Annotated in this window: 22 protein-coding genes; 18 read left to right on the plus strand and 4 right to left on the minus strand. The window is 60.1% G+C overall.

From position 1 onward, the window contains the following. Positions 1–107 precede the first annotated feature (107 nt). The 6 genes from NIBR502773_RS23550 to NIBR502773_RS23575 are packed head-to-tail and all read left to right on the plus strand — an operon-like array spanning position 108 to position 6,265. Positions 108–995, plus strand: a complete 888-nt coding sequence (locus NIBR502773_RS23550) for a proline iminopeptidase-family hydrolase (protein WP_115486000.1) — start codon at positions 108–110, stop codon at positions 993–995. A 3-nt stretch (positions 996–998) separates the two neighbouring features. Next, on the plus strand, positions 999–1,946 hold the full coding sequence (locus NIBR502773_RS23555; protein ID WP_141157063.1) for an ABC transporter permease: 948 nt from the start codon (positions 999–1,001) through the stop codon (positions 1,944–1,946). Continuing rightward, positions 1,943–2,800 (plus strand): ABC transporter permease, encoded by an 858-nt coding sequence (locus NIBR502773_RS23560; RefSeq protein WP_141157064.1) that lies wholly within the window; start codon positions 1,943–1,945, stop codon positions 2,798–2,800. The genes NIBR502773_RS23555 and NIBR502773_RS23560 overlap by 4 nt, the downstream gene beginning before the upstream one ends. Next, a complete protein-coding gene (locus NIBR502773_RS23565; protein ID WP_141157065.1) occupies positions 2,797–3,753 on the plus strand; it encodes an ABC transporter ATP-binding protein in 957 nt (318 codons plus the stop codon). Before NIBR502773_RS23560 ends, NIBR502773_RS23565 begins: the two co-directional genes overlap by 4 nt. After that, positions 3,750–4,769 (plus strand): ABC transporter ATP-binding protein, encoded by a 1,020-nt coding sequence (locus NIBR502773_RS23570; RefSeq protein WP_141157066.1) that lies wholly within the window; start codon positions 3,750–3,752, stop codon positions 4,767–4,769. The genes NIBR502773_RS23565 and NIBR502773_RS23570 overlap by 4 nt, the downstream gene beginning before the upstream one ends. Beyond that, positions 4,751–6,265 (plus strand): ABC transporter substrate-binding protein, encoded by a 1,515-nt coding sequence (locus tag NIBR502773_RS23575; protein ID WP_141157067.1) that lies wholly within the window; start codon positions 4,751–4,753, stop codon positions 6,263–6,265. The genes NIBR502773_RS23570 and NIBR502773_RS23575 overlap by 19 nt, the downstream gene beginning before the upstream one ends. A gap of 121 nt (positions 6,266–6,386) precedes the next feature. On the opposite strand, the gene NIBR502773_RS23580 is transcribed toward NIBR502773_RS23575, so the two are convergent. The 4 genes from NIBR502773_RS23580 to NIBR502773_RS23595 form a co-directional block, all read right to left on the minus strand. Further along, positions 6,387–7,127, minus strand: coding sequence for a YciK family oxidoreductase (locus NIBR502773_RS23580; protein ID WP_065939298.1), 741 nt, complete (start codon positions 7,125–7,127; stop codon positions 6,387–6,389). 69 nt (positions 7,128–7,196) lie between these two features. Next, complete coding sequence (gene mupP / locus NIBR502773_RS23585; RefSeq protein ID WP_065928119.1) at positions 7,197–7,868, minus strand: N-acetylmuramic acid 6-phosphate phosphatase MupP; 672 nt, start codon at positions 7,866–7,868, stop codon at positions 7,197–7,199. A 4-nt stretch (positions 7,869–7,872) separates the two neighbouring features. After that, a complete protein-coding gene (gene ubiG / locus NIBR502773_RS23590; RefSeq protein WP_003172645.1) occupies positions 7,873–8,571 on the minus strand; it encodes a bifunctional 2-polyprenyl-6-hydroxyphenol methylase/3-demethylubiquinol 3-O-methyltransferase UbiG in 699 nt (232 codons plus the stop codon). Between the two features lie 64 nt (positions 8,572–8,635). Continuing rightward, entirely contained in the window at positions 8,636–9,967 is a 1,332-nt protein-coding gene (locus NIBR502773_RS23595) for a TRZ/ATZ family hydrolase (protein WP_141157068.1), read from the minus strand. A gap of 109 nt (positions 9,968–10,076) precedes the next feature. Here NIBR502773_RS23595 and mtnA point away from each other — a divergent pair, with 109 nt between their 5' ends. The 12 genes from mtnA to wbpA all read left to right on the plus strand — a co-directional run bounded on the left by mtnA (position 10,077) and on the right by wbpA (position 25,552). Further along, on the plus strand, positions 10,077–11,147 hold the full coding sequence (gene mtnA / locus NIBR502773_RS23600) for an S-methyl-5-thioribose-1-phosphate isomerase (protein ID WP_141157069.1): 1,071 nt from the start codon (positions 10,077–10,079) through the stop codon (positions 11,145–11,147). 422 nt (positions 11,148–11,569) lie between these two features. Continuing rightward, on the plus strand, positions 11,570–14,224 hold the full coding sequence (gene gyrA / locus NIBR502773_RS23605) for a DNA gyrase subunit A (protein ID WP_027604181.1): 2,655 nt from the start codon (positions 11,570–11,572) through the stop codon (positions 14,222–14,224). A gap of 110 nt (positions 14,225–14,334) precedes the next feature. Then, positions 14,335–15,420: a 3-phosphoserine/phosphohydroxythreonine transaminase gene (serC, locus tag NIBR502773_RS23610; protein ID WP_065939348.1), complete on the plus strand. Its 1,086-nt coding sequence runs from the start codon at positions 14,335–14,337 to the stop codon at positions 15,418–15,420. Next, positions 15,420–16,514, plus strand: a complete 1,095-nt coding sequence (pheA, locus tag NIBR502773_RS23615) for a prephenate dehydratase (RefSeq protein ID WP_003172650.1) — start codon at positions 15,420–15,422, stop codon at positions 16,512–16,514. The genes serC and pheA overlap by 1 nt, the downstream gene beginning before the upstream one ends. A 9-nt stretch (positions 16,515–16,523) precedes the next feature. Further along, positions 16,524–17,636: a histidinol-phosphate transaminase gene (gene hisC / locus NIBR502773_RS23620; RefSeq protein ID WP_092359025.1), complete on the plus strand. Its 1,113-nt coding sequence runs from the start codon at positions 16,524–16,526 to the stop codon at positions 17,634–17,636. Between the two features lie 28 nt (positions 17,637–17,664). After that, complete coding sequence (locus NIBR502773_RS23625; protein ID WP_257228304.1) at positions 17,665–19,875, plus strand: bifunctional prephenate dehydrogenase/3-phosphoshikimate 1-carboxyvinyltransferase; 2,211 nt, start codon at positions 17,665–17,667, stop codon at positions 19,873–19,875. Next, positions 19,872–20,561 carry a (d)CMP kinase gene (gene cmk, locus NIBR502773_RS23630; protein ID WP_003172653.1) on the plus strand — a complete coding sequence of 230 codons (690 nt, stop codon included), beginning with the start codon at positions 19,872–19,874 and terminating at the stop codon, positions 20,559–20,561. The genes NIBR502773_RS23625 and cmk overlap by 4 nt, the downstream gene beginning before the upstream one ends. 120 nt (positions 20,562–20,681) lie before the next feature. Beyond that, positions 20,682–22,367: a 30S ribosomal protein S1 gene (gene rpsA, locus NIBR502773_RS23635; RefSeq protein ID WP_027604177.1), complete on the plus strand. Its 1,686-nt coding sequence runs from the start codon at positions 20,682–20,684 to the stop codon at positions 22,365–22,367. Between the two features lie 151 nt (positions 22,368–22,518). Beyond that, entirely contained in the window at positions 22,519–22,803 is a 285-nt protein-coding gene (locus tag NIBR502773_RS23640) for a hypothetical protein (RefSeq protein ID WP_141157071.1), read from the plus strand. Positions 22,804–22,934: 131 nt separating this feature from the next. Next, the gene (ihfB, locus tag NIBR502773_RS23645; protein WP_141157072.1) at positions 22,935–23,237 is read left to right on the plus strand and encodes an integration host factor subunit beta; all 303 of its coding nucleotides are present in this window, start codon (positions 22,935–22,937) and stop codon (positions 23,235–23,237) included. Positions 23,238–23,256: 19 nt separating this feature from the next. Then, positions 23,257–23,502: a lipopolysaccharide assembly protein LapA domain-containing protein gene (locus NIBR502773_RS31385; RefSeq protein ID WP_141157073.1), complete on the plus strand. Its 246-nt coding sequence runs from the start codon at positions 23,257–23,259 to the stop codon at positions 23,500–23,502. A gap of 736 nt (positions 23,503–24,238) precedes the next feature. Next, positions 24,239–25,552 (plus strand): UDP-N-acetyl-D-glucosamine 6-dehydrogenase, encoded by a 1,314-nt coding sequence (gene wbpA / locus NIBR502773_RS23655; protein ID WP_141157074.1) that lies wholly within the window; start codon positions 24,239–24,241, stop codon positions 25,550–25,552. Positions 25,553–25,564 lie beyond the last annotated feature (12 nt).

Genomic DNA, 25,564 nt, shown 5'->3' on the forward strand with positions numbered 1-25,564 from the left:
CCAAACCTATAAGAAATACCAGGTTATGGACGCGCGGCATCCTCGGTAGTGTTGGCCTGATAAACGGCCGCTGCCCGCCAGGCCGATACAACACAAGGAATGTATGCATGTGGCGTGAAATTGCCCCCGACCAGCAGTACAACGTGCAAGTCGATGGCCACAACCTCGTGGTCTACAGCTTCGGCGAAGGCGATGAGGTGCTCTTGTGTCTCAACGGCGGGCCGGGCCTGCCGTGTGACTACTTGCGCGACGCTCATGGCTGGCTCAAGGACCATGACCTGCGAGTGGTTGCATTCGACCAGCTTGGCACAGGCGCATCAGCCAGACCGACCGATGTTTCCCTGTGGGAAATCCGCCGTTATGTCGAAGAAGTCGAAACCGTACGCCAAACCCTTGGCCTCGGCCGCGTGCACCTGCTCGGGCATTCCTGGGGCGGCTGGCTGGGCATCGAATACGCCATCCATTACCCCGACAGGCTGAAAAGCCTGATCCTCGAGAACACCGTCGGCGACATTCCGCATCTTTCTCAAGAACTCGAACGCCTGCGCGGCGCCCTGGGCAGTGAAACCGTGGCGATGATGCAGCGTCATGAAGCCATGGGTACCCTCGACCACCCGCAGTACCAGGCCGCGATCACCTTGCTCAACTATCGTCACGTCTGCCGTCTGGACGAATGGCCCGAGCCGGTCAAGCGCTCCCTCGGCGACTGGAACATGGGCCCCTACGAAACCATGCAGGGCCCCAACGAATTCCTCTACGTCGGCAACCTCAAGGACTGGAACCGAATCCCCGAGATGGCCGCTTTCAACATGCCGATCCTGATCACCACCGGCCAGCACGACGAACTCACCCCGGCCTGCGCCATGCGCATGAAGATGGCGGCCAGACACGCCGAACTGCATGTATTTCCCAACAGTAGCCATATGCCGTTCTATGAAGAGCCACAGGCTTATTTTCCGGTACTGTTGGACTTTCTCGCTCGCCACCGAGGCTGACAGATGAACCTGGCGCGCTACCGTTTTGTACTGTCCCGGCCGCTGCAATTGCTGCCGGTACTGTTTGGCATCAGCCTGATCACGTTTGTGCTGGTGCGCTCGATTCCTGGCGACCCGGCACGGGCCCTGCTGGGCTCGCGCAGCACGCCGGACGCCTTGCTGAAAATCCGCGCCCAGTACGGCCTCGACCAGCCTTTGTGGCAGCAGTATTTCTATTTCCTGAAGAACCTGCTCAAGGGCGATCTCGGCCAATCACTGCTGTACAAAGTCGACGCCTTGAAACTGATCGTCACCCGCATCGAACCCACCCTGGTGCTGGTGCTCGGCAGCGTGGTGCTGGCACTGCTGATTGCGGTGCCACTGGCGACGTGGGCCGCGCGCAATAAAGGCGGGTGGGCGGACAACGTGATCCGCGTGTTCACCACCGTGGGCCTGGGCATGCCGGCGTTCTGGCTGGGCCTGATGCTGATCCTGCTGCTCAGTGTGCAATGGGGCCTGTTCCCGGTGTCCGGCTACGGCCGTACCTGGCTGGACAAGGCGCACCATATGGTCTTGCCGTGCCTGACCATCGCCCTGGCGCTGTCGGCAGTGCTGGTCCGCAACCTGCGGGCGAGCATGCTGATGGAGCTGCAGGCCGACCACGTCACTGCCGCGCGAGCCCGCGGGCTGTCGGAAGCGGCGGTGTTCCGTCGCCATGTGCTGCCCAATTCCCTGGTGCCGGCGGTCAACCTGCTGGCGGTGAATATTGGCTGGCTGATCAGCGGCACCGTCGTGATCGAAAGCCTGTTCGCCATTCCCGGCATCGGCCAGTTGCTGGTGCGCGGCATTTTTACCCGTGACTACATGGTGGTGCAGGGTGTGGCGATGGTGCTGGCGTGCGTGACGGTGGTGGTCAACTTTATCGCCGACGTGGTCACGGTGGCCCTCGACCCTCGGGTGAAAATGCAATGAGCAGCCGTCCTCTGATTGCTCCATGGCGCCTGCGTCTGCGTTTTGGCTTTCGCAATGGCCGCCTGACGGCCGCGTGGGGGCTGTTGATCCTGCTGGTGTGGTTGGTCCTGGCGCTGTGTGCGCCGTGGATCGCGCCCTATGACCCGATCGCGCAGAACACCGACATCAGCTTGCTGGGGCCGAGCCTGGCCCATCCATTCGGTACGGATAGCTACGGTCGAGACATCCTTTCGAGGGTGATCTGGGGCGCACGCGTCGACCTGCAGCTTGCCATCATCGGGGTGATTTTTCCGTTCATGATCGGCACGTTTGTCGGCGCGATTTCCGGCTATATCGGCGGGCGCTTCGACAGTTTCTGCATGCGCGTGATCGATGTGATCCTGGCGTTCCCGTTCCTGGTGTTGATGCTGGCGATCATGGCTATCCTCGGTCCGGGCTTGAAGAGTTTCTATATCGCCATGGCGCTGGTGGGCTGGGTGTCGTATGCACGGCTGATCCGCTCCCAGATCCTGGTGCTCAAGGAAAGCGACTTCGCCCTCGCGGCCAAGAGCCTGGGCTTTGGCCATGGGCGCATCCTGTTCCGGCATTTGCTGCCGAATGCGATGTTTGGCTCGATTGTGTTTTCCATGTCTGACGCGGTGCTGGTGCTGCTCAACGGTGCCGCCGTGAGCTACCTGGGCCTGGGCGTGCAACCGCCGACGGCGGAGTGGGGCACGATGATTGCCGAAGGGCAGGCGTTTATCACCACGGCCTGGTGGATCTGCACCTTTCCGGGGCTGGCCATCGTGACCCTGGCCATGGGCTTCAGCCTGCTGGCCGATGGTGTGGCGCAAGTGTTGGGGGATCGCTCATGAGTCTGCTTCAAGTGCGGGATCTGAGTGTGATCGCCAATAACAGCGGGCGCGATGTGACCTTGGTCGACCGCGTGTCCTTCGACCTGGCCGAAGGCGAGATCCTCGGCCTGGTGGGTGAAAGCGGCTCGGGCAAGACCATGGCCTGCCGTGGCTTGATGCGCTTGTTGCCGTCACCCAACCTGCGCGTGCAGGGCGGTGCGGTACGCCTGGCGGGCCAGGACTTGCTGCAACTGGATGACGCCGGCATGCGCGCGGTGCGTGGCGGGCAGTTGGGCATGATTTTCCAGAACCCCAGCAGCCACCTTGACCCGTTGATGCGCATCGGCGATCAGATCGCCGAAGGCATCCGCCTGCATCAGGGCGCGTCGAAAAAACACGCGCGCCGACAAGCCATCGAAGTGTTGCGCCAGGTGGGCATTCCCGATCCCCAGGCCCGGGTCGACAACTATCCCCATGAGTTCTCCGGTGGCATGCGCCAGCGCGCGATGATCGCCGTGGCCCTGGGCTGCAACCCGAACGTATTGATTGCCGACGAGCCGACCACGGCGTTGGACGTGACCGTGCAGGCGCAGATCCTGCGCCTGTTGCTGGACCTGCGTGACCAGCGCGGCCTGTCGCTCATCATGATCACCCACGACCTCGGCGTGGTTGCGCAAACCTGCGATTCCATCGCCGTGATGTACGCCGGGCGCCTGTGCGAGCACGGCAGCAAGTACGACGTGCTCGCCCACCCGCAACACCCCTACACTGCCGGCCTGATTGATTGCCAGCCGGCCCACGGCAGTGGCCCTGGGTTGCTGCGTACCATCCCCGGCCAGCCGCCCTTGCTCGATGCATTACCCGGCGGCTGCCGCTTCAACCCGCGTTGCCCGCAGGTCGGCGCGTTGTGCACCGAACGGTTGCCCGAAGGCGCGCGCGTGGCCTGTCACTACCCGTTGGGAGCACGCCCATGAGCCTGTTGCAGATCAAGAACCTCGAGGTGCGGTTCGCCGCGTCCGGCACGGGGGTGTTCGGCCTGAACAAGCAGTGGGTGAAGGCGGTGAACGGCGTGTCGCTGAACCTGGCCGCCGGTGAAACCCTGGGGCTGGTGGGGGAGTCCGGCAGCGGCAAAAGCACCTTGGGCCGCGCGATCCTGCACCTCAACCCGATCAGTGCCGGGCAGGTGCTGTTCGATGGCATCGACATGGCCCATGGCAGCGGGGTCGACATCGCGCGCCTGCGCCATGAAACGGCGATGATCTTCCAGGACCCCTACGCCGCGTTGAACCCGCGCCACACCATCGGCGAAACCATCGCCGAGGTGCTGCGGGTGCAGCGCAAAGTCCCGGCCGCGCGTATCTCGGCTCGGGTCAACGAGCTGCTCGATTTGGTCGGCTTGCGCCCCGAGCTGGCCAGTCGCAAGCCTGGCGCCCTCAGCGGCGGCCAGTGCCAGCGCGTGGGTATTGCCCGGGCGCTGGCGGTGGAGCCGCGCCTGATCATCGCCGATGAATGCGTGGCGGCGCTGGATGTATCGATCCAGGGCCAGATCATCAACCTGCTGTTGGAACTGCAACAGCGCATGAACCTGGCGATCCTGTTTATCGCCCACGATTTGGCCATCGTGCGGCGCCTGTGCGACCGAGTGGCGGTGATGTACCTGGGCAAGATTGTCGAGGAAGGGCCGGTGGAAGCGGTCTTCACCGCGCCGCGCCATCCGTATACCGCGGCGTTGATCGAGGCGATTCCGGAGATCGATCCGTACCGGCCCTTGCCGACGCAGCCGTTACCTGGCGAGCCGCCGAGCCCGCTGAATTTGCCTACGGGCTGTGCCTTCCACCCGCGTTGCCGGTACGCCCGGACGATGTGTTCCGTGGTATTGCCGCCTATCCATTCCCTGCACGAGCATCGATACAGTTGCGTGCTTGAAGAACCGTTGACCCTTCCTGCCCATCATGAACAAGGAGTTATGACATGCAATCGCGCCACTTGAAATTGCTCGCCGCTGCCACGCTGACCGCCTGGTCGTTGACCGCCGGTCTGGCCCATGCCGCCGGCGTCCTGACCATCGGTTGCCGTGAAGACAGCACCACGTTCGACCCGATCAAAAGCGCGCAAAACCGCGATACCTGGGTATTTGCCAACGTCTACGACACCCTGGTACGCGTGGACAACCTAGGGACCAAGATGGAGCCGGGCCTGGCTGAAAGCTGGGATATTTCCAAGGACGGCCTGACCTACACCTTCAAGCTGCGCGATGCGAAGTTCTCCGATGGCTCGGCGATCACCGCCGAGGATGCGGCGTTCAGCCTGCTGCGCATTCGCGACAACAAGGCGTCGCTGTGGGCTGACCCCTTCAACCTGATCAACACCGCCAAGGCAACGGACTCGAAAACCCTGGTTGTCACACTGAAGACCCCGGCAGTCGCCTTCCTGTCGCAACTGGCTTCGCCGACGGTGTCGATCCTGTCGGAAAAAGCCATGACCAAAATGGGTGAAGACGCCTACTCGGAAAATCCGGTGACCTCCGGCGCGTTTACCGTGGACGAATGGCGCAAGGGCGACCGGGTCATCCTGAAGAAGAACCCGAACTTCTGGCAGGCCAAGAAGGTCAGCCTGGATGGCGTGGAGTGGGTCTCCGTGACCGACGACAACACGCGTATGCGCATGGTGCAGAACAACGAGTTGGACACGGCGATCTTCGTACCGTTTTCCCGGGTTGAAGAGCTGAAGAAAGACAAGAACGTGGTGATCCACTCCGACCCGTCCACCCGTGAAGATCACCTGCTGATCAACCACGCCCACGGTCTGCTGGCCAAGCAGGAAGTACGCGAGGCGTTGGACATGGCGATCGACAAGCAGTCGCTGGTGAAAACCGCGACCTACGGTCAGGGCACGGTGGCCTATTCCTACATCCCGAAAGGCTCGTTGTTCCACTACGCCAACAACCTGCAACGCCCGTATGACCCGACCGCCGCCAAGAAACTGTTGGAAAAGGCTGGCGCGAAGGACTTGAAGCTCAACTATGTGGTCAACGCCGGCAACGAAGCCGACGAGCAGATCGCGGTGATCATCAAGGACCAGTTGGCCAAGGTCGGCGTGACCGCCAACCTGCAGAAGGTCGACCCGACCCAAAGCTGGCAGATGTTGGTGGACGGTGAGTACGATATTTCGGTGATGTACTGGACCAACGACATCCTCGACCCGGACCAGAAGACCACCTTCGTACTGGGTCACGACACCAACCAGAACTACATGACCCGCTACAAGAACGACAAGGTCAAGGAGCTGGTGGCGGCGGCGCGCATCGAGGCCGACCCGGTCAAGCGTGAGCAGATGTATGTCGAACTGCAGAAACTGGCGAAAGAGGATGTGAACTGGATCGACCTGTACTACAGCCCGTACATCAACATCTCACGCAAGAATGTGAGCAACTTCCTGCAAAACCCGTTGGGTCGTTTCACGCTTGAAGATGTCGTGAAAAACTAAGGCCCAGAGAACACCGCAATACAAATGTGGGAGGGGGCTTGCCCCCGATAGCGGTGGGTCAGTCACAGATACAGTGACTGACACCTTGCAATCGGGGGCAAGCCCCCTCCCACATTTGGTTTCACTGCGCGTCAAACGCCTGCCCATTGATGCCGGTACTGTCCGGGCCCATCAGGTACAGATACACCGGCATGATTTCTTCCGGCGTCGGGTTGTCGCTTGGGTTTTCACCTGGATACGCCTGGGCCCGCATGCTGGTACGCGTGGCGCCGGGGTTGATGCTGTTGGCGCGTACTGGTGCGACGGTGTCGAGCTCATCCGCCAGGGTTTGCATCAGGCCCTCAGTGGCGAATTTCGACACCCCATAAGCGCCCCAATACGCCCGGCCCTTGCGCCCGACGCTGCTGGAGGTGAACACCACCGACGCATCCTGGGACAGCTTGAGCAGCGGCAACAACGTGCTGGTGAGCATGAACATCGCATTGACGTTGATGTGCATTACCCGCATGAAGTTCTCGCCGGACAACTGCTCGATCGGCGTACGTGGGCCGATGATCGAGGCGTTGTGCAGCAGGCCATCGAGGTGGCCGAATTCTTTTTCGATCATCGCTGCCAGCTCATCGTATTGATGGGGCAGGGCGGTCTCCAGGTTGAAGGGGATCACCACCGGCTGCGGGTGGCCGGCCGCTTCGATCTCGTCATACACCTGGGCCAGGTTGGCTTCGGTCTTGCCCAGCAACAGCACGGTCGCGCCATGGGCGGCGTAGGTTTTCGCCGCCGCCGCACCAATTCCGCGACCGGCGCCGGTCACCAGGATCACCCGGCCTTTGAGCAGTTCTGGACGTGCAGAGTAATCAAACATAAAAAGCCTCGACAGAATTCAGCGGGTTACAAACACCAATCTTCATAGGTCAGCTGGATCGGTGAGCCATCAGCAACTGCACAGTGCGTTATCCAGCACCTTGCGCAGTTCCAACGGGTGGTCCACCACCACATCCGCTCCCCAATGGCGCGGGTTGTCGTCCGGGTGGATATAGCCATAGGTGACCGCCGCCGTGCGGGTGCCGGCGTCGCGGCCGGACTCGATGTCGCGCAGGTCATCCCCCACGAACAGCACGCTGGCCGGGTCCAGGCCGAGCATCTTGCACGCCAGGATCATGGGCTCCGGGTCCGGCTTGCTGTTTTTCACATGGTCCGGGCAGATCAGCAGCGCCGAGCGCTCGGCCAGGCCCAGTTGCTGCATGATCGGCTCGGCAAAGCGCAGTGGCTTGTTGGTGACCACGCCCCAGATCAGCTTGGATTTCTCGATGTCTTCCAGCAGTTCCGCCATGCCGTCGAACAATGTGCTGTGGACCGCACAACCCTTCAGGTAACGCTCGAGGAATTCCAGGCGCAGCTCTTCAAAGCCGGGGGATTCCGGGTCCATCGAGAAGGTCACGGCCACCATCGCCCGTGCACCGCCGGAGATTTCATCGCGGATATGCTGTGGGTTGATCGGTGGCAGGTCGCGATCGGCGCGCATCGCCTGGCAGATGGCGATAAAGTCCGGCGCGGTGTCCAGCAGGGTACCGTCCATGTCGAAGAGAACCGCTCGCAACTTCACAGGCTTACTCCTCGCGCAGGGTCTGGATCATGTAGTTGACGTCAACGTCGCTGGCCAGTTTGTAGTGTTTGGTCAGCGGGTTGTAGGTCAGGCCGATGATGTCCTTGACGGTCAGCCCGGCCTGGCGGCTCCACGCACCCAGTTCGGACGGGCGGATGAATTTCTTGAAGTCATGGGTGCCGCGCGGCAGCAGCTTCATGATGTATTCGGCGCCGATGATCGCGAACAGGTAGGCCTTGGGGTTGCGGTTGATGGTGGAGAAGAACACCTGGCCGCCCGGCTTGACCATGCGGAAGCAGGCGCGGATCACCGACGAGGGGTCTGGCACGTGCTCCAGCATTTCCAGGCAGGTGACCACGTCGAACTGCTCAGGCATTTCCTCGGCCAGGGCTTCGGCGGTGATCTGGCGATATTCCACGCTCACGCCGGATTCCAGCTGATGCAACTGGGCCACGGCCAGCGGCGCTTCGCCCATGTCGATCCCCATCACGGTGGCGCCGCGCTGGGCCATGGCTTCGCTGAGGATGCCGCCGCCGCAACCAACGTCCAGCACCTTCTTGCCGGCCAGGTTGACTCGTTCGTCAATCCAGTTGACCCGCAGCGGGTTGATGTCGTGCAGGGGTTTGAACTCGCTTTCGCGGTCCCACCAGCGGTGGGCCAGGGCTTCAAACTTGGCGATTTCGGCGTGGTCGACGTTGCTCATGGTGAATCCTCTAAATCTGATAAATCGGTTTGTCGGTCCTGAACACGCGGGTTCAGAGCCAGCGTTATTCGGTGTGCCCGCTGATGCGTTTTCCCCAGGCAATCGCCGTGGCGGTCAACTGTTGTTCATCCATGCGGGTGAGTTGCCGGTCGTCGAGCAACTGCTTGCCGGCGACCCAAAGGTGTTTCACGCAATCGCGTCCGGTGGCATATATAAGCTGTGAGACCGGATCGTAGATCGGTTGTTGCGCCAGCCCCGTCAGATCGAAGGCGACCATATCCGCTGCCTTGCCCACTTCCAGGGAGCCGATTTCACTTTCCAGGCCCATGGCACGTGCACCGTTGAGCGTAGCCATGCGCAGCGCACGGTGGGCGTCCAGGGCGGTGGCCGAACCCGCGACGGCCTTGGCCAGCATCGCGGCGGTACGGGTTTCACCCAGCAGGTCCAGGTCGTTGTTGCTGGCGGCGCCGTCGGTGCCGATGGCCACATTGACGCCCGCCTGCCATAGACGCTCCACCGGGCAGAAGCCACTGGCCAGTTTCAGGTTCGATTCCGGGCAATGGATCACGCTGGTGTTGCTTTCTACCAGCAAAGCCAGGTCGTCCTCGCTGATTTGGGTCATATGAACTGCCTGGAAGCGCGGACCCAGCAAGCCCAGGCGTCCCAGGCGCGCCAACGGCCGCTCGCCGGTCTGTTCGACGGCCTGTTGTACCTCGAAAGCGGTTTCATGCACATGCATATGGATCGCGGCGTCCAGCTCTTCGGCGATGACCCGGATCTTTTCCAGGTTGGCATCGCACACGGTGTAGGGCGCGTGGGGGCCGAAGGTGATCTTGATGCGCGGATGGTGCTTGAGGTCGCCGAACAGTTCGATGCCCTGGCGGATCGCCTCATCGGCGGTGCCGGCACCGGGAATCGGGAAGTCGAGGATCGGAATCGAGATCTGCGCACGCATGCCGCTGTTGTGCACGCAATCGCTGGCGACCTTGGGGTAGAAGTACATGTCCGAGAAGCAGGTGATACCGCCCTTGAGCTGCTCGGCAATGGCCAGGTCGGTGCCGTCACGCACGAAGGCCTCGTCGACCCACTTGGCTTCGGCGGGCCAGATGTGTTTTTCCAGCCAGGTCATCAAGGGCAGGTCATCGGCCAGGCCGCGAAACAGGCTCATCGCCGCATGCCCGTGGGCGTTGATCAGGCCTGGACTGAGCAACATGCCCGGCAGTTCGCGCATTTCAGTGGCCGACAGCTTCAACGCCGCAGCCCGTGGACCGATAAAGGCGATACGCCCATTGCGGATGCCCACGCCATGGTCCTTGAGCACCACGCCGGCGGGTTCGACAGGTACCAGCCAGGTTGGCAGTAGCAATAAGTCGAGCGGGGCGGCAGTGGAGGTCATCGCAGGCTTCTTCCCGGGCAGCTATAAAAGAAGCGCGAAGTATACCCGAGCGTCCTGGCTGGCGGATCGCTATAATCGGCGGCTTTTGTTGATGAGTATGGGGTGATGGATGCGCGATCGACTGTTGGCAGCGGAGAAAGTGAAGGCCATCGATTGGCGTGATGGCACGCTGCACCTGCTCGATCAACGCGCCCTGCCGTCCCAGGAACGCTGGGTGGCCTGCTCCACGGTCGATGCAGTTGCAGCGGCCATTCGCGCCATGGTGGTGCGTGGCGCATCGGCCATCGGCATCAGCGCGGCCTATGGCCTGGTGCTCGCCGCTCGCGAGCGCATCGCCGAGGGCGGTGACTGGCAGGCCGCCTGGGAAGAGGACTACGCACTACTGGCCGATACCCGTCCGACCGCCTCGAACCTGTTCTGGGCGCTCAAGCGCATGCGCGATCGCCTGGATCGCGTCAAGAAGCACGCCGATCCGCTGGCGGTGCTGGAGGCCGAAGCGATCGCTATCCATGAAAGCGACCGGGAAGCCAACCTCGTCATGGCCCAGTTGGGCGTTGAGCGGATTCGCAAGCATCAGGGCAACGCCCAGGCGATCTTGACCCATGGCAACGCCGGCGCCTTGGCCACCGGCGGTGTCGGCACGGCCCTCGGGGTGATTCGCGCGGCCTTTCTGGAAGGCTTGGTCGAGCACGTCTACGCCAATGAAACCCGCCCATGGCTGCAAGGCTCGCGGCTGACTGCCTGGGAGCTGGCGGGCGAGGGTATCCCGGTCACCGTGAATGCCGACTCGGCCGGTGCGCATCTCCTCAAGACCAAGGGCGTCACCTGGGTGATCGTCGGCGCCGATTGCATTGCCGCCAATGGTGATGTGATCAGCAAGATCGGCACCTATCAATTGGCGGTGTGCGCCATGCACCACGGCGTGCGTTTCATGGTGGTGGCGCCGAGTTCGAGCCTGGACTTGATGATGGCCACTGGTGACGATGTGGCCCTGGAGGAGCGCGATCCCGGTGAGCTGCTGGAGGTCATGGGGCAGCGCTTGGAGGTTAATGCGTTTAATCCGGTATTTGATGTGACTCCAGCCGACCTGATCGATGTGATCGTGACTGAGAAGGGCGTGGTTGAGCGGCCGGATACGGCGAAATTGGCCAAGCTGATGTGCCGTAAGCGGCTGCATTGAGGGCTGTGGTGTCTGTGAAATGGCCATCGGGGGCAAGCCCCCTGCCGCATTTTGACTGTTCACAATTAAAGTGTGGGAGGGGGCTTGCCCCCGATTGGCCCTGAAAGTCAATAAAACCCTCGGATCCACCCTCAAAAAAAAGCACCACCCCATCTCTGAGCCCCTCTCGGCCTCCTCAAGCCTGTCATCCGTCAAATTACTAGTCTCCATGCGCATCAGGGGGATAGGTGCGTGGCGGCGATTGTGATAACATCCGGCGGTTTCCAGGGCCGCCCCCAGGGGTTGCCCATAACGTGCAGATCCGTGTCATAACTCGTTGATTTGTCGTAAGTCGTTGTCAGGCAGTGTGCCGGCGACGGCGAGCTTCGTTCGTCCCATATGGATGCGACGAGGTTTCACCCGAAAAAGGAATCAGGCTTCTCATGGGCGAACTGGCCAAAGAAATCCTCCCGGTCAATATCGAAGACGAGCTGAAACAGTCCTACCTCGACTACGCGATGAGCGTAATTGTCGGTCGGGCACTGCCTGATGCGCGCGATGGCTTGAAGCCCGTGCACCGGCGTGTGCTGTTCGCAATGAGCGAGCTGGGTAACGACTGGAACAAGCCGTACAAGAAATCTGCCCGTGTTGTCGGTGACGTGATCGGTAAGTATCACCCTCACGGCGACACTGCGGTGTACGACACCATCGTTCGGATGGCCCAGCCGTTTTCCCTGCGCTACCTGCTGGTAGACGGCCAGGGCAACTTCGGTTCGGTCGACGGCGACAACGCCGCGGCCATGCGATACACCGAAGTGCGCATGACCAAGCTGGCGCACGAGCTGCTGGCCGACCTGCATAAAGAAACCGTGGACTGGGTGCCGAACTACGACGGCACCGAAATGATCCCGGCGGTCATGCCGACCAAGATTCCCAACCTGCTGGTCAATGGTTCCAGCGGTATCGCCGTGGGCATGGCCACCAACATCCCGCCGCACAACCTCGGTGAAGTCATCGACGGTTGCCTGGCCCTCATCGACAACCCTGAGCTGACCGTCGATGAGCTGATGCAATACATCCCGGGCCCGGACTTCCCGACCGCCGCGATCATCAACGGTCGCGCCGGCATCATCGAAGCCTACCGCACCGGTCGCGGGCGCATTTACATGCGCGCCCGCTCGATCATCGAGGACATCGACAAGGTCGGTGGCCGCCAGCAGATCGTCATCACCGAGCTCCCGTACCAGCTGAACAAAGCGCGTCTGATCGAGAAGATCGCCGAGCTGGTTAAAGAGAAGAAGCTCGAAGGCATCACCGAACTGCGCGACGAATCCGACAAAGACGGTATGCGCGTGGTGATCGAGCTGCGTCGTGGCGAAGTGCCTGAAGTGATCCTCAACAACCTCTACGCCCAGACCCAGCTGCAAAGCGTGTTTGGTATCAACGTGGTTGCACTGATCGACGGCCGCCCACGCATCCTGAACCTCAAGGACCTGCTGGAAGCCTTCGTACGTCACCGTCGCGAAGTGGTTACCCGCCGTACCGTGTTCGAACTGCGTAAGGCCCGCGAGCGCGGCCACATCCTGGAAGGCCAGGCTGTAGCGCTGTCGAACATCGATCCGGTCATCGCCCTGATCAAGGCTTCGCCGACGCCGTCGGAAGCCAAGGAAGCGCTGATCAAGATGCCATGGGAATCCAGCGCCGTGGTGGCGATGGTTGAACGTGCCGGCGCCGACTCGTGCCGCCCGGAGACCCTGGACCCGCAATACGGCCTGCGCGATGGCAAGTACTTCCTGTCGCCGGAACAGGCCCAGGCCATCCTGGAGCTGCGCCTGCACCGCCTGACCGGCCTGGAACACGAGAAGCTGCTGGCCGAGTACCAGGAGATCCTCAACCAGATCGGCGAGCTGATCCGCATCCTCAACAGCGCCGTGCGCCTGATGGAAGTGATCCGCGAAGAGCTGGAAGTGATCCGCGCCGAATACGGCGACGTGCGCCGCACCGAAATCCTCGATGCGCGCCTCGACCTGACCCTGGGTGACATGATCCCGGAAGAAGAGCGCGTGGTGACCATCTCCCACGGTGGCTATGCCAAGACCCAGCCATTGGCTGCGTACCAGGCCCAGCGTCGTGGTGGTAAAGGTAAATCGGCTACCGGCGTGAAGGATGAGGACTACATTGCTCACCTGCTGGTCGCCAACAGCCACACCACGCTGCTGCTGTTCTCCAGCAAGGGCAAGGTGTACTGGCTCAAGACCTATGAAATCCCGGAAGCTTCCCGTGCTGCCCGTGGTCGTCCGTTGGTCAACCTGCTGCCGCTGGACAGTGATGAGTACATCACCACCATGCTGCCGGTCGAGGAATACACCGAAGGTCACTTCATCTTCATGGCCACCGCCAAAGGCACCGTGAAGAAGACCCCGCTGGAGTCCTTCAGCCGCCAGCGCAGCGTGGGCCTGATCGCCCTGGAGCTGGACGAAGGCGACGTACTGATCAGCGCGGCCATTACCGATGGCGAGCGTGAAGTCATGCTGTTCTCCGACGGCGGCAAGGTCACTCGCTTCAAGGAATCCGACGTTCGCGCCATGGGCCGTACCGCCCGCGGTGTGCGCGGCATGCGCCTGCCGGAAGGGCAGAAGCTGATTTCGATGCTGATCCCGGAAGAAGGCAGTCAGATCCTCACCGCTTCCGAGCGTGGCTATGGCAAGCGCACCGCCATCAGCGAGTTCCCGGAGTACAAGCGTGGCGGCCAGGGCGTTATCGCCATGGTCAGCAACGACCGCAACGGCCGTCTGGTCGGCGCGGTCCAGGTGCTCGATGGCGAGGAAATCATGCTGATTTCCGACCAGGGCACCCTGGTGCGTACCCGTGTGGCCGAAGTGTCGAGCCTGGGCCGTAACACCCAGGGCGTGACCTTGATCAAGCTGGCCAAGGACGAAAAACTGGTCGGCCTGGAGCGTGTCCAGGAACCGTCGGAAGTCGAAGGCGAAGAGCTGGAAGGTGAGGAGTTCGAAGGCGAGGTGATCGCAACCGGCGATGACAGCGTCGACGAGCCAACCCTCGATGCTGCCGCAGACGAAGAAGAACCGCAGGAATAAGCGGACACACAGGGGGCGGATGAAGATTCGCCCCCTTGTTGTTTGTCCCTTATGAAAGTATTGAAACCCGATTTATTGCACCACCCCACCAGATCAGAGTGAGATTGGATGTGAGCAAGAGAGCCTATAACTTCTGTGCCGGTCCCGCGGCGCTTCCTGAAGCAGTCCTGCAGCGTGCGCAGGGTGAACTCCTCGACTGGCATGGAAAAGGCCTCTCCGTGATGGAAATGAGCCATCGCAGCGATGAGTTCGTGTCCATTGCCACCAAGGCCGAGCAGGATCTGCGCGACTTGCTCGACATTCCATCCAACTACAAAGTGCTGTTCCTGCAAGGCGGTGCGAGCCAGCAGTTCGCCCAGATCCCGCTGAACCTGCTGCCGGAAGATGGCACGGCCGACTACATCGACACCGGTATCTGGGGGCAGAAGGCTATTGAAGAGGCCTCGCGCTACGGTCACGTCAATGTGGCCGGCACCGCCAAGCCCTACGACTACTTCGCCATTCCCGGTCAGAACGAATGGAAGCTGTCCAAGGACGCGGCCTACGTGCACTACGTCGCGAACGAAACCATTGGCGGCCTGGAGTTCGACTGGGTGCCGGAAGTCGGCGATGTTCCGCTGGTGTGCGACATGTCCTCGGACATCCTCTCGCGGCCTATCGATGTGTCGCGCTACGGCATGATCTACGCCGGCGCGCAGAAGAACATCGGCCCGAGCGGCATCCTGGTCAATATCGTGCGTGAGGACCTGCTGGGTCGCGCCCGTTCACTGTGCCCGACCATGCTCAACTACAAGGTCGCGGCCGACAACGGCTCGATGTACAACACCCCGCCGGCCTTCGCCTGGTACCTGTCGGGCCTGGTGTTCGAGTGGCTGAAAGAGCAGGGCGGCGTGGCGGCCATGGGCAAGCTCAACGAAGAGAAGAAGCGCACCCTGTACGACTTCATCGACGCCAGCGGCCTGTACAGCAACCCCATCAACCTCACCGACCGCTCGTGGATGAACGTGCCGTTCCGCCTGGCCGATGACCGCCTGGACAAGCCCTTCCTGGCCGGTGCCGACGCCCGCGGCCTGTTGAACCTCAAGGGCCACCGTTCGGTGGGTGGCATGCGCGCCTCCATCTACAACGCTGTCGACATCCACGCGATCAACGCGCTGGTTGCCTACATGGCAGAGTTCGAAAAGGAACACGGCTAATGTCTGAACAAGAACTCAAGGCCCTGCGTGTACGCATTGACAGCCTGGACGAGAAAGTCCTGGAGCTGATCAGTGAGCGTGCGCGCTGCGCCCAGGAAGTGGCCCGGGTGAAGATGGCGTCCCTGGCGGAAGGCGAAGTGCCGGTGTTCTACCGGCCGGAGCGTGAAGCCCAGGTGCTCAAGCGCGTCATGGAGCGTAACAAGGGCCCGCTGGGCAACGAAGAGATGGCGCGGTTGTTCCGTGAAATCATGTCGTCGTGCCTGGCGCTCGAGCAGCCGCTGAAAGTGGCCTACCTCGGCCCGGAAGGCACCTTCACCCAGGCGGCGGCCATGAAGCACTTCGGCCACGCGGTGATCAGCAAGCCCATGGCGGCCATCGACGAGGTGTTCCGTGAAGTGGCGGCCGGCGCGGTGAACTTTGGCGTGGTACCGGTGGAAAACTCCACCGAAGGCGCGGTCAACCACACGCTGGACAGCTTTCTTGAGCACGACATGGTGATCTGCGGCGAAGTCGAGCTGCGCATCCACCACCATCTGCTGGTGGGTGAGAACACCAAGACCGACAGCATCAGCCGCATCTATTCCCACGCCCAGTCCCTGGCCCAGTGCCGCAAGTGGCTGGATGCGCATTACCCGAATGTGGAGCGCGTGGCGGTGTCCAGCAACGCCGAAGCGGCCAAGCGGGTCAAGGGTGAATGGAATTCGGCGGCGATCGCCGGTGATATGGCGGCAGGCCTGTATGGCCTGACGCGCCTTGCCGAGAAAATCGAGGATCGCCCGGACAACTCCACGCGCTTCCTGATGATCGGCAGCCAGGAGGTGCCGCCGACCGGCGACGACAAGACTTCGATCATCGTCTCCATGAGCAACAAGCCCGGCGCGCTGCATGAGCTGCTGGTGCCGTTCCACGATAACGGGATTGACCTGACGCGCATCGAGACGCGTCCTTCGCGCAGCGGTAAATGGACTTACGTGTTCTTTATCGACTTTATCGGCCACCACCGCGATCCGCTGGTCAAGGGCGTGCTGGAGAAGATCAGTCAGGAAGCCGTGGCACTCAAGGTGCTGGGCTCTTACCCGAAAGCGGTTTTGTGAGGCTTTAACATGAGTGGCAACTTCCTCGCCCTGGCCCAGCCGGGCGTGCAACAACTGTCGCCTTACGTTCCGGGCAAGCCTGTGGACGAGTTGGCGCGTGAGTTGAACCTGGATCCCTCCAAGATCGTCAAGCTGGCGAGTAACGAGAATCCACTGGGCCCAAGCCCCAAGGTATTGGCGGCGATTCGCGAAGAATTGGCCGAGCTGACCCGTTACCCGGACGGCAATGGCTTCGCCCTCAAGTCCCTGCTGGCAGAAACATGCCGGGTTGAGCTGAACCAGGTCACCCTGGGCAACGGTTCCAATGACATCCTCGAGCTGGTTGGGCGTGCCTACCTGGCGCCGGGCCTGAACGCCGTGTTCAGCGAGCACGCGTTTGCGGTCTACCCGATCGTCACCCAGGCGGTCGGTGCCGACGCCCGCGTGATTCCCGCCAAGGACTGGGGTCACGACCTGCCGGCCATGCTGGCTGCCATCGATGCTCAGACCCGCGTTGTGTTTATCGCCAACCCGAACAACCCGACCGGCACCTGGTTCGATGCACAGGCGCTGAACGACTTCCTGCAGGACGTGCCTGAGCATGTGCTGGTGGTGTTGGACGAGGCCTACATCGAGTACGCCGAAGGCAGCGACCTGCCGAACGGCCTGGATTTCCTGGCGGCCTACCCGAACCTGCTGGTGTCGCGCACCTTCTCCAAGGCCTATGGCCTGGCGTCGCTGCGGGTTGGCTATGGTCTGTCGACTGCGGTGGTTGCCGATGTACTGAACCGCGTACGCCAGCCGTTCAACGTCAACAGCCTCGCCCTGGCGGCAGCGTGTGCGGCGGTGAAGGATGCCGAGTACCTGGAAGAAGGTCGCCGCATCAACGCCAGCGGCATGCTGCAGTTGCAGGATGGTTTCCGTGCGTTGGGCCTGGGCTGGATTCCCTCCAAGGGCAACTTCATCTGTGTCGACCTTGGTCAAGTGGCCGCCCCGGTATTCCAGGGGCTGCTGCGTGAAGGTGTGATCGTGCGGCCGGTGGCCAACTACGGCATGCCGAACCACCTGCGGATTACCATCGGCTTGCCGGCTGAAAACAGCCGCTTCCTGGAGGCGCTGGCCAAGGTCCTGGCTCGTGGTTGATGTCACTGCATTGCAACCTGCCGTGCCTATGATCGGTCGCCTGGTGGTGGTCGGCCTGGGCTTGATCGGTGGCTCCTTTGCCAAAGGCCTGCGCGAAAGCGGGCTGTGCGGCGAAGTGGTTGGTGTGGATCTTGACCCGCAATCGCGCAAGCTGGCGGTGGAGTTGGGCGTGGTGGATCGCTGCGAGGCGGACCTGGCGCTGGCGTGCCAGGGGGCTGACGTCATCCAGCTCGCTGTGCCGATCCTGGCCATGGAGAAACTGCTGGCGGTATTGGCCGGCATGGATCTGGGCCAGGCGATCCTGACAGACGTCGGCAGTGCCAAGGGCAATGTGGTGCGGGCGGCGCAGCAGGCCTTTGGCGGCATGCCGTCGCGCTTTGTGCCGGGCCATCCGATTGCCGGTTCTGAGCAGAGCGGGGTGGAAGCGTCCAACGCGCAGCTGTTCCGCCGCCATAAAGTGATCCTGACGCCGCTGGAGCAAACCGATCCGGCCGCGCTGGCGGTGGTGGATCGTCTCTGGCGTGAGCTGGGGGCGGATGTGGAGCATATGCAGGTCGAGCGCCACGACGAAGTGCTGGCGGCGACCAGCCATTTGCCCCATCTGTTGGCATTCGGCCTGGTGGACTCCCTGGCCAAGCGTAACGAAAACCTCGAGATTTTCCGTTATGCCGCCGGTGGCTTCCGCGACTTCACGCGGATTGCCGGCAGCGATCCGGTGATGTGGCACGACATCTTTCTCGCCAATCGCGAAGCGGTGTTGCGCACCCTGGACACCTTCCGCAGTGACCTCGACGCCTTGCGCGACGCGGTCGATGCCGGGGATGGCCATCAATTATTGGGCGTGTTCACCCGTGCGCGGGTGGCGCGTGAGCATTTCAGCAAGATCCTGGCTCGCCGGGCCTATATGGAAACCGCTGTGAACGCCGATGACCTGACATTTCTCGCCAACCCGGGCGGCCGCTTGAGCGGGCGTATCCGGGTGCCGGGTGACAAGTCGATCTCCCATCGCTCGATCATGCTCGGCTCGTTGGCCGAGGGCGTGACGGAGGTGGAAGGGTTCCTTGAGGGTGAAGACGCCCTGGCGACCCTGCAGGCGTTTCGCGACATGGGCGTGGTGATTGAGGGGCCGCACCATGGGCGCGTGACCATTCATGGTGTTGGCTTGCACGGCTTGAAGCCGGCGCCGGGGCCGATCTACCTGGGCAATTCCGGCACGTCCATGCGCCTCCTGTCCGGTTTGTTGGCGGCACAACGCTTTGACAGCGTGTTGACCGGCGATGCTTCCCTGTCCAAGCGCCCGATGAGCCGCGTGGCCAAGCCATTGCGGGACATGGGTGCGGTGATCGAGACCGGGCCGGAAGGACGTCCGCCGCTGACCATTCGTGGCGGCCAGGCGCTCAAAGGCATGAGCTATGCAATGCCGATGGCCAGTGCCCAGGTCAAATCGTGCCTGCTGCTGGCGGGGCTGTATGCCGAAGGTCAAACCGCTGTGACCGAGCCTGCGCCGACCCGTGACCATACCGAGCGTATGTTGCGCGGTTTTGGTTACCCGGTCGCGGTGGAAGGCGCTACCGCGTCGGTGGAATCGGGCCATGTACTGACGGCTGCCCATATTGAAGTGCCGGGGGACATCTCCTCTTCGGCATTCTTCCTGGTGGCGGCTTCGATTGCCTCGGGCTCCGAGTTGTTGCTGGAGCATGTCGGCGTCAACCCGACCCGCACCGGCGTGATCGATATCCTGCGGTTGATGGGGGCCGATATCACCTTGGAAAACCCGCGCGAAGTGGGTGGCGAGCCTGTCGCTGACCTGCGGGTGCGGGCAGCTGCATTGAAGGGTATCGAGATTCCGGAAGCGCTGGTGCCTCTGGCTATTGATGAATTCCCCGTGTTGTTCGTCGCGGCCGCCTGCGCTGAAGGCCGGACCATTTTGCGTGGAGCCGAAGAGTTGCGCGTGAAGGAGTCCGACCGTATCCAGGTCATGGCCGACGGTCTGCAGGTGTTGGGGGTGAAGTGTGAACCGACCGCCGATGGGATTATCATTGACGGTGGCGTGATGGGCGGTGGTGAAGTCCATGCCCGGGGTGATCACCGGATTGCCATGGCCTTCAGCGTGGCTTCCCTGCGGGCGACCGCGCCGATTCGTATCCATGACTGCGCCAATGTTGCTACGTCTTTTCCGAACTTTCTTACACTGTGTGCCCAAGTCGGCATCCGTGTTGCCCAAGAGGCTCAATTGTGAATATCAAAGCACCGGTGATTACCATCGACGGGCCAAGCGGCTCGGGCAAAGGCACGATCGCCGGCATCCTGGCCAAGCGCCTGGGCTGGTGCCTGCTGGATTCCGGCGCGCTGTACCGCCTGCTGGCGTTTGCCGCACGCAACCATGGCGTCGACCTGACCAACGAAGAATCCCTGAAGCTGCTGGCCGCGCATCTCGATGTGCAGTTCGTCGGCGCGACGGAGGGTCATCCCCAGCGCATCATCCTGGAAGGGGACGATGTGACCGATGACTTGCGTAACGAGCAGGTCGGCTCCTGGGCTTCCCAGGTTGCCGCACTGCCGGCGGTGCGTGATGCGTTGTTGCAGCGTCAGCGGGCTTTCCAGGAGCCACCGGGCCTGGTGGCCGATGGCCGTGACATGGGCACGGTGGTGTTTCCCGAGGCGCCGCTGAAGATTTTCCTGACCGCCAGCGCCGAGGAGCGGGCTCGCCGCCGCTACTTGCAGTTGAAGGGCAAAGTCGATGGTGTTAGTCTGTCGAGTCTGCTAGATGAGATCCGTGCACGCGATGAGCGTGATACCCAGCGCGCAGTAGCCCCGCTCAAGCCGGCGGCTGATGCCATACAGCTGGATTCCACGGAGTTGTCCATCGAGCAGGTGCTGGAACGCATCTTGAGTGAAATCGCCATTCGCGATATCGCCGGGTGATCAAGAAGGCCGCAGGGGACCAGTCATAGTCCTGCGGTGGCTTCTTTTAACTGAAACTGACCCACACCGTCTGGGGTGTGGAGATGGGCGTATTCTTCGCCCTTATCAACAGGAATTAAAATGAGCGAAAGCTTTGCGGAACTCTTTGAAGAAAGCCTAAAAACCCTGAACCTTCAGGCAGGCTCCATCATCACCGGTGTTATCGTTGATATCGATTACCAAGCTCGCTGGGTAACCGTTCACGCTGGTCTGAAGTCTGAAGCTCTGATCCCGCTGGAACAGTTCTACAACGATGCTGGTGATCTGACAATCAATGTCGGTGACGAAGTTCACGTTGCTCTGGACTCGGTTGAAGACGGTTTCGGTGAAACCAAGCTGTCCCGTGAAAAAGCCAAGCGCGCTGAATGCTGGATTGTTCTCGAAGCAGCCTTCGCAGCTGAAGAAGTGGTCAAGGGCGTTATCAACGGTAAGGTTAAAGGCGGCTTCACTGTCGACGTTAACGGCATCCGTGCGTTCCTGCCAGGTTCTTTGGTCGACGTTCGTCCTGTGCGCGACACCACGCACCTGGAAGGCAAAGAACTCGAATTCAAGGTCATCAAGCTCGACCAGAAGCGCAACAACGTTGTCGTTTCCCGTCGCAGCGTCCTGGAAGCAGAGAACTCCGCCGAGCGTGAAGCTCTGCTGGAATCCCTGCAGGAAGGCCAACAAGTCAAAGGTATCGTCAAGAACCTCACCGATTACGGCGCATTCGTCGATCTGGGTGGCGTCGATGGCCTGCTGCACATTACCGACATGGCTTGGAAGCGTATCAAGCATCCTTCCGAAATCGTCAATGTTGGCGACGAGATCGATGTCAAGGTTCTGAAATACGATCGCGAGCGCAACCGTGTTTCCCTGGGCCTGAAGCAACTGGGTGAAGATCCATGGGTTGCTATCAAAGCCCGTTATCCAGAAAGCACTCGCGTCACCGCGCGTGTTACCAACCTGACCGACTACGGCTGCTTCGCTGAGCTGGAGGAAGGCGTTGAAGGCCTGGTACACGTTTCCGAAATGGACTGGACCAACAAGAACATCCACCCTTCGAAAGTCGTACAAGTCGGCGACGAAGTGGAAGTCATGGTTCTGGACATCGACGAAGAGCGTCGTCGTATCTCCCTGGGCATCAAGCAGTGCAAATCTAACCCATGGGAAGATTTCTCTGGCCAGTTCAACAAGGGCGATAAAATCTCCGGCACCATCAAGTCGATTACCGATTTCGGTATCTTCATTGGTCTGGACGGCGGCATCGACGGCCTGGTTCACCTGTCCGACATCTCCTGGAACGAAGTTGGCGAAGAAGCTGTTCGTCGTTTCAAGAAGGGCGACGAGCTGGATACCGTTATCCTGTCGGTTGACCCAGAGCGCGAGCGCATCTCCCTGGGTATCAAGCAACTGGAAAGCGATCCGTTCTCCGAGTACGTTCAAGAGAACGACAAAGGCGCAATCGTTAAAGGCACTGTGAAAGAAGTTGACGCCAAAGGCGCCATCATCGTTCTGGCCGACGATATCGAAGCGACTCTGAAAGCCTCCGAAATCAGCCGTGACCGCGTTGAAGACGCGCGCAACGTTCTGAAAGAAGGCCAGGAAGTAGAAGCCAAGATCATCAGCGTCGATCGCAAGAGCCGCGTGATCCAACTCTCCATCAAGTCGAAAGACGAAGTGGAAGAGAAAGAAGCCATCCAGAGCCTGAAATCGGCTCCGGAAGCTGCAACAGGCGAGACCACCATGGCCTCCCTGCTGCGTGAAGCAATGGCTAAGCAGAACTAAGTTCTGTAAGGCTGTAAAAAAGGGCGACTTCGGTCGCCTTTTTTTTTGCCTTAAATTTGTTGAATCAACACGCAAGAACCAAGGCACACAGCTTGATGTCAGAGCTGAATAGAGTATTGATAAAGGCGCTCCCGCGTTTTCAAGGATTTCGATGAACAGGCTTATCGTGGTGTTCGCAGTGGTAATGCTTGCGGGCTGTTCCGTTACCAGCGCCAAAACTCACGCGAGGCGTGGTGTCAGCGGTATTGAGGTCGATTGCTCGGGGTTGGGCAACAACTGGGATAAGTGCGAGAGGCGCGCCGCCCGCGAATGCAGGATGCAGGGTTATAAGGTCGTCGCTAGGTCCAACGACGCCAAGGACGAAGAGGGTGATTACTTGTTCGGTTGGAACCCTGCAGGAGCGGTCACCCGTACCATGCTCGTGATCTGCAATTGAGAGTGTAGGTCGCTCATGGGGGGCGTTATTCAAACGGCGGATAAGTTGGTATGTGGGCTGTTCAAATTCATCAAGTCATGCTAAAACCTTCGAAGCGCTTTTCCTAGCTGCTTGAAAAAGAAGGGAAAAATATGACGAAGTCGGAGTTGATCGAACGAATTGTCACCCATCAAGGGCTGCTTTCATCCAAGGATGTGGAGCTGGCTATCAAGACCATGCTTGAGCAAATGTCCCAGTGCCTCGCGACCGGTGATCGAATTGAGATCCGTGGGTTTGGCAGTTTTTCGCTGCACTACCGCGCTCCAAGGGTGGGGCGGAATCCTAAGACTGGGCAGTCGGTGAGCCTGGATGGGAAATTTGTGCCTCATTTCAAGCCGGGGAAGGAATTGCGGGATCGGGTGAATGAGGATGAGGAAGATGAAGGTCGCCTGTGATCGTAGCTTGGAGGTTTAGATGAGTAAAGTCAGGCAGTTAGCGCAAATCGTACTGCTTATTTTGATTGCCGTAGTCGTGATTGTATTCACTCTTGAAAATGATCAGCGTGTAGCCCTTATATTCTTTACTTGGTCTACGCCTCAGGCTTCAGTTGCGGTCTATATTGTCTTGGCTTTCCTGGTAGGTTGCTGTCTCGGTCCTCTTATTGGCTCGTTGGCGCGTCTGCGTTTAAGGCGCGCAGCAAAGGCGCGCGTTAAGAGCTAATACTCTAGTGTTGCATGTTGAAATTAGTGGCCCTTTTCAGGTGGATCCGGATCGTTAGGGTTGGGGCGCTTTGTATGGCTGTTCTCTGTGCTGCATGCTCAAGCCATGCACCCCTTTTGCGGGCAGAGATTTTAAATCTGCTTATTTGAATGTTGGTGAGTTATCCGGGCAGTGCAACGCTTCTCGGGTTATGGCGCTTTGGAATCCTGATCCACAGGCTTCGCTACTAAGGCCAGGCTTGGTAACGGATCTGTGGTCTCTTGAAAAATCGTCCAGTCTTCCTATCGTGTGTCGAGTAGTCAGTCCGGTTGGGGAATTTGCTCTGGTTTATAGTGACTGGCAGTGCGTCGGCCGCGACATTTTGTAGCGCAAGGTAAGATTCACATGTGCTTTGGGGGAGAAAAATCAGGGTCGTTTCAGGGGTGGGCGTTGTTAGAAAACGGCAATCCTCTGCCTGGATTTGCTCGCTGTAACGCCATGATTACATGTGTTTCTCTCCAAGGCTGTTGTGGAATCGTCAATTTGGCTACAGCTATGCGGGTAGAATGGCGGCATAATGTGCCCTTTGATACATTCCCCACGGTGCATGTGCTTACGCTGTCTCGCAGGTTGGTCAATTCCAAGTGGCGGCGTTTCCAATGGGACGTATGAAAAAGAGAGCCTCAGCATCGGGTTGTGATTCCCGGGATAGTTGATGTGTTGATCGTTCCAGAATTAGCTAATGGAGTTTTACCTGATGTCAGGCATCAAGCAGTCAAGTGTTGACAGATTTAAGAGCAAAGAAGCCCTGATCGGTATTGTTGGATTGGGGTATGTCGGTCTGCCCCTGATGTTGCGTTATAATGCCATTGGCTTTCGCGTATTGGGTATCGACATTGATGAGGCTAAAGTCTCTCGGTTGAATGCCGGTCAAAGTTATATCGAACATATTCCCGCTGAGAAAGTTCACAGTGCCCGTCAAAGCGGTTTTGAGGCTACTACCGAATTTGAGCGCGTTAGTGAATGTGATGCGTTGATTTTGTGTGTTCCAACGCCTCTGAACAAGTATCGTGAGCCGGACATGAGCTTCGTGATTAATACCACGGAAGCAATAAAACCTTACTTGCGTGAAGGTCAGGTTGTCTCGCTTGAAAGCACCACCTATCCGGGAACTACGGAAGAAGAATTGCTTCCGCGCGTTGAGGGTGGTGGTTTGAGGGTCGGTGAGAATATTTTCCTGGTTTACTCGCCAGAACGGGAAGATCCGGGTAATCCAAACTTTGAAACCCGCACTATTCCAAAAGTGATAGGTGGGCATACGCCTGCGTGTCTTGAAGTCGGTATCGCCTTGTATGAGCAGGCGATTGACCAAGTGGTGCCGGTCAGTTCTACCAAGGCCGCTGAAATGACCAAGCTTCTGGAAAATATCCACCGTGCGGTGAATATCGGATTGGTCAACGAGATGAAAGTTGTGGCTGATCGGATGGGGATTGATATTTTCGAAGTGGTCGACGCAGCTGCAACCAAGCCGTTCGGCTTCACGCCTTACTATCCTGGCCCAGGTCTCGGTGGGCACTGCATCCCCATCGACCCGTTCTACCTGACCTGGAAGGCCCGCGAGTACGGCCTGCACACGCGTTTCATCGAGCTCTCCGGCGAAGTCAACCAAGCCATGCCCGAGTACGTAGTCAGCAAGCTGATGGACGGCCTCAATAACAACAGTAAACCGTTGAAAGGCAGCAGAGTGTTGGTGCTTGGCATTGCCTACAAGAAAAACGTGGACGATATGCGTGAGTCGCCCTCCGTGGAGATCATGGAGTTGCTGGAGGCCAAAGGTTGCATCGTGGCTTACAGCGACCCGCACGTTCCGGTGTTCCCGAAGATGCGTGAACACCACTTCAACCTGTCCAGCGAAGTGCTGACCTCGGAGAATATTGCGAGCTTCGACGCCATTGTTCTGGCGACTGATCACGACAAATTCGATTATGAGCTGATTCGCCGGCACGCATTATTGGTGGTCGATAGCCGCGGCAAGTACCGTACCCCTGAAGCCCATATCATCAAAGCCTGATTGCTGGAGTGT

Origin of the sequence: Pseudomonas sp. NIBRBAC000502773 (assembly GCF_006517195.1) — a bacterium.
Taxonomy (GTDB): Bacteria; Pseudomonadota; Gammaproteobacteria; order Pseudomonadales; family Pseudomonadaceae; genus Aquipseudomonas; species Aquipseudomonas marginalis.